The organism is Mesorhizobium sp. M1A.F.Ca.IN.022.07.1.1 (assembly GCF_003997575.1).
Lineage (GTDB): Bacteria > Pseudomonadota > Alphaproteobacteria > Rhizobiales > Rhizobiaceae > Mesorhizobium.
The window spans coordinates 1-4,472 of sequence record NZ_RZST01000415.1; the positions used below are offsets into that span (position 1 = coordinate 1).

The 4,472-nt window shown below is 63.3% G+C and carries 4 protein-coding genes and 1 pseudogene; all 5 read left to right on the plus strand.

The window, feature by feature from the left end; genetic code table 11:
• Nucleotides 1-426, plus strand: a 426-nt coding sequence (cpaB, locus tag EOA75_RS29300; RefSeq protein ID WP_127325789.1) for a Flp pilus assembly protein CpaB, incomplete at its 5' end; no start/stop codon positions are given.
• Nucleotides 423-1,952, plus strand: a complete 1,530-nt coding sequence (locus EOA75_RS29305; protein WP_095799343.1) for a type II and III secretion system protein family protein — start codon at nucleotides 423-425, stop codon at nucleotides 1,950-1,952. The genes cpaB and EOA75_RS29305, both read left to right, overlap by 4 nt.
• Before the next feature lie 14 nt (nucleotides 1,953-1,966).
• Nucleotides 1,967-2,704: a CpaD family pilus assembly protein gene (locus tag EOA75_RS29310; protein WP_095799344.1), complete on the plus strand. Its 738-nt coding sequence runs from the start codon at nucleotides 1,967-1,969 to the stop codon at nucleotides 2,702-2,704.
• Nucleotides 2,705-2,735: 31 nt separating this feature from the next.
• A complete protein-coding gene (locus EOA75_RS29315; RefSeq protein WP_206517057.1) occupies nucleotides 2,736-4,019 on the plus strand; it encodes a CpaE family protein in 1,284 nt (427 codons plus the stop codon).
• A 30-nt stretch (nucleotides 4,020-4,049) separates the two neighbouring features.
• A pseudogene (locus EOA75_RS29320) lies at nucleotides 4,050-4,472 on the plus strand (CpaF family protein); the annotation flags it as partial.

A 4,472-nucleotide genomic window follows, 5' to 3' on the forward strand; every position in this document is an offset into this window, starting at 1 on the left:
CGGGCGGCCGCGACCGCCATATCGGCCGATACGTCCGCCGGCGGCTTCATCCTGCCCAATGACTTCGTCGACGTCATCATGACCCGGCGGGCCGACGCCAGCAATGGCGGCAGCGGCTTCAATACCGAGACCATCCTGAAGAACATCCGTGTCCTGGCCATCGACCAGACCATCCAGGAGGACGAGGAAGGCAAGAAGACCAGGGTCGGCCAGACCGCGACGCTGGAGCTCACGCCGCAGCAGGCGGAGATCATCACGGTGGCGCAGCAGATGGCGGACCGCCTGACCCTGGCGCTGCGTTCGATCACCGACACGAATGAGAAGAACCTGGGCGAGGCCGACTACCTGGTGAACGGCAATGGCCGGCGCGGCACGGTGCGATTGATCAAGTCGGGCCAGGTTTCCGAAGTGGGAGCAAGGAAATGAGGCTAATCGGCAAACTGCCCGTCATCGCGGCGGCCGCAATCGGCCTGTTCCTGATCGGCACCAATGCGCCTGGGCTCGTCGAGGCAAAGGCCGCGAACAGGGCGGCGGGTGTGACGGCCTCGGTTGCCTCGCAGCGCGTCAAGCTCGGCCTCAATAAGTCGGTGGTGATCGACCTGCCGAGCGACGCTTACGACATACTCGTCGCCAATCCCGCGGTCGCCGACGCAGTGACGCGCACGGCGCGCCGCATCTATCTGTTCGGCAAGGCGGTCGGCGAAACCAACATCTTCGTCTTCGGTCCCAACGGCGAGCAGATCGCCAGTCTCGACCTGGCGGTCGAACGCGACGTGGCCGGGCTGGAAGACTATCTCAAGCGCTTCCTCCCGACGTCGCAGATCAAGGTCGAACTGCTGAACGACAACGTGATTCTCACGGGAAATGTCGATACACCGCTCGACGCCAAGCGCGCCGTCGACCTGGCCACCATCTTCGTCTCGGGCGGTGAAGCGACGACTGGCCAATATTCACAGACGGCCGCCGGCGGGTCCGCCAATGGCGGCGTCGACATCAACAATCCCGACCAGGAGCGCCGCGTCTCCAAGATCGTCAATCTGCTGCAGATCATCGGCGACGATCAGGTGACGCTGAAGGTGACGGTTGCGGAAGTCAGCCGCTCGGTGATGAAGCAGCTCGGCGTCAATATGATCGGCAACGGCGGCAGCAACGGCATTTCCTGGGGCGCTCTCAGCGACAATTTCACCGGCCTCGGCAAGCAGCTGTCCAACTCGAGCTTCAATGTCGGGACGTCCTCGATCCAGGCCTACATCAATGCCATGGAATCGGCCGGCGTTATGAAGACACTGGCAGAACCGACGCTCACTGCGGTGTCCGGCGAGAAGGCGACCTTCAAGGTCGGCGGCGAATACAACATGGTGAACAGCGTTTCGGCCAACGTCTCCACCGACAACCAGACGGGTCTGAAGACCTATTCCATCGAGAAAATCGAATACGGCATCGGATTGGAGTTCCAGCCGGTGGTCCTGTCACCCGGCCGCATCAGCCTGAAGGTGCGGACTGCCGTTTCCGAGCCGACAACCGAGGGATCGGTTTCGCTGTCCGACGGCGGGACAAGCCCCGGTATGAACGCTTTGTCGCTGCGTAAGCGCCTGGCCGATACGACGGTGGAACTGCCTTCCGGCGGTTCGATGATGATCGCAGGCCTTGTCCGCGACGACGTCAGGCAGGCCGTCAATGGATTGCCCGGACTGACCAAGATTCCGGTCCTCGGCGCGCTCTTCCGCAGCCGCGACTTCGTGCGCAACGAGAGCGAGCTCGTCATCATCATCACGCCCTATCTGGCGCGGCCAGTGGCGCGCAACGAATTGGCCAAGCCCGACGATAATTTCAATGCGCCGAGCGACGGCGCCGGCATGTTCCTCGGTCGCGTCAATCGCGTCTACGGCACCATGCAGACCGATAGGCCACCTGGCCGTTACCACGGCGTCGTCGGCTTCATCTATAAGTGAGCGGGAAAGCGGACATGTCGAACTCAACAACGAAGGCGATGACGATCGCAGCGGCACAATCCGGCCGCGGACGATTCCGCGGGGCGTCTCCGGTCCTGGCGATCGCCCTTGCGGCGTCGCTCACCGGATGCGCCAACTTCCATCGCGACAGTGTGACGGTGGGCTCCATTCCGGACGACTACCGCACCAATCATCCGATCGTTATCGCCGAGAAGAACCAGAAGATCGACCTCCCGGTCGGCGCCGGTGATCGCGGCATGACGGCTTCGCAGCGCGACACTCTGCTCGGCTTCCTCGACGGCTACGACAGGAGCGCCGCGCCGGCGCTGACGATCGCGGCCCCGGTTGGTTCCGCGAACCAGGCCGCCGCTCAGGCCGCGAGCCGCGATTTCGCCAGGCTTGCGATGGCCGCAGGCGTCAAGCGCAACAATATCATCATGACCTCCTATCAGTCGGCCGTGCCCGAGGCTTCGGCGCCGGTCCGCGTGGCCTTCGTGGCGGTGAGGGCACAGACCGACAAATGCGGGCGTTGGCCCGAGGATCTGACCCAGACTTCCGAGAACAAGCACTACGCCGATTTCGGGTGCTCCTATCAGAACAACCTCGCCGCCCAGATGGCCAATCCCAACGATCTGCTCGGGCCACGCAAGCAGTCCGACATCGATGCCGAAAATCGCGGCGCGGTGATCGACGTCTACCGGGCGAGAGGCATTTCGGATGAGTTCCTCGGCAATTCGGAAGTGACTTACTGAGCCCGCGCCGGATCACGGAAAGAGCATGACGATGAGCAACCTTGCCTACGACACGCCTGCGGATCCCGGCGATCTTTCGCAACAGGACATCGCCGCCATGCAGGCGCTGCGCCCGGTGCCGCGCATCTCGATCCAGGCTTTCTGCGAGACCGAAGGCGTCGCAAATCCGATCGGGCGCGCCGGCGAGGACCGCCGCATGGCCAAGGCCCATCTCAAGGTCCATATGGGCGGCATCGCCACCGCGATCGAATTCTACCAGTCGGCGCCGACGCCAAACCTGATCCTGCTGGAATCGCGCAGCGAGCCGAAACAGCTGCTGGAGCAGCTCGCTCAGCTCGCCGAATACTGTGATCCGACCTCGAAGGTCGTGGTCATCGGCCATTACAACGATGTCGGCCTCTACCGAGAGCTTATCCGTTCGGGCATTTCCGAATATGTCATCGCGCCGGTCTCGATGACCGATATCGTCAGCGTCGTCTCGTCGATCTTCGTCGATCCCGAGTCCGATCCGATCGGCCGCTCCATCGCCTTCATCGGCGCCAAGGGCGGCGTCGGCTCCTCGACGATCGCCCACAACGTCGCCTGGGCGATGTCGTCCTTGTTCAAGTCCGAAGTCGTCGTCGCCGATCTCGATCTCGCCTTCGGCACCGCCAATATCAACTTCGACCGGGACCCCGCGCAGGGCATCGCCGAGGCGGTGTTTTCGCCCGAGCGCGTCGATGAGGTCTATCTCGACCGGCTGCTCGCGCAATGCGCCGAGCATTTGTCGCTGCTGGCGGCACCGTCCACGCTCGAGCGCGTCTATGATTTCGATCCGGACGCCTTCTCCCAGGTCATCGAAACGGCGCAGCGCAGCGCGCCCTTGCTCGTGCTCGACGTCCCTCACGTCTGGAGCGGTTGGACCAAGAGCACGCTGATCAAGGCCGACGAGATCGTCATCACGGCCACGCCAGAACTCGCCAATCTGCGCAACACCAAGAATATGGTCGACATGCTGAAGCGGCTGCGTCCGAACGACCCGCCGCCGAAGCTGATCATCAACCAGGCGGGCGTTCCGAAACGCCCGGAGATCGCGGCATCGGATTTTTCCGAACCGCTCGGCATCACGCCGATGGCGGTGATCAATTTCGAGCCGCTGCTGTTCGGCAACGCCGCCAACAATGGCCGCATGCTCGGCGAGATGGATGCCAAGAGTCCGGTCGTCGGCACGATCAACGAAATAGCGCATGTGCTGACAGGGCGCAGCGAGATCAAGGCGAAGAAAAAGGCAAGCCTTGGCGCCATCCTCGGCAAGCTTTCACGCAGCAAGAAATGACGCTCGCTGAGCGGCATCGGGTAGTCGATCATGTTTGGTAAAAGAGGCACAGACGACGGCAGCCGGGCAGCTCCCGAATTCCGTCCGCCAGCACCTCCTCCGGCCGCTCCCGCTCCGGCTGGGACGATCGCTGTCGATCGGCCGGCCGCGCCCGCGCCGAGCACGCCCGCCGCGTCCCCCGCTCGCCGTCCGGTGGAGGCGCCGCCGATGGCGCCCGAGCCGCCGAAAAGGGTACAGCGCGAGCGCGGCGAAACCTATTATGACACCAAGAGCCAGGTGTTTTCCGCGCTCATCGACACGATCGATCTTTCGCAGCTCGCCAAGCTCGATCCGGAAAGCGCGCGCGAGGAAATCCGCGACATCGTCAACGACATCATCGCGATCAAGAATTTCGCGATGTCGATCTCCGAGCAGGAAGAGCTGCTCGAGGACATCTGCAACGACGTGCTCGGC

What these genes read in the sequence shown, in the direction of transcription:
- EOA75_RS29315 (WP_206517057.1), top strand. Translation starts at nt 2,736, where the DNA reads ATGAGCAACCTTGCCTACGACACGCCTGCGGATCCCGGCGATCTTTCG.
- EOA75_RS29310 (WP_095799344.1), top strand. Translation starts at nt 1,967, where the DNA reads ATGTCGAACTCAACAACGAAGGCGATGACGATCGCAGCGGCACAATCC.
- EOA75_RS29305 (WP_095799343.1), top strand. Translation starts at nt 423, where the DNA reads ATGAGGCTAATCGGCAAACTGCCCGTCATCGCGGCGGCCGCAATCGGC.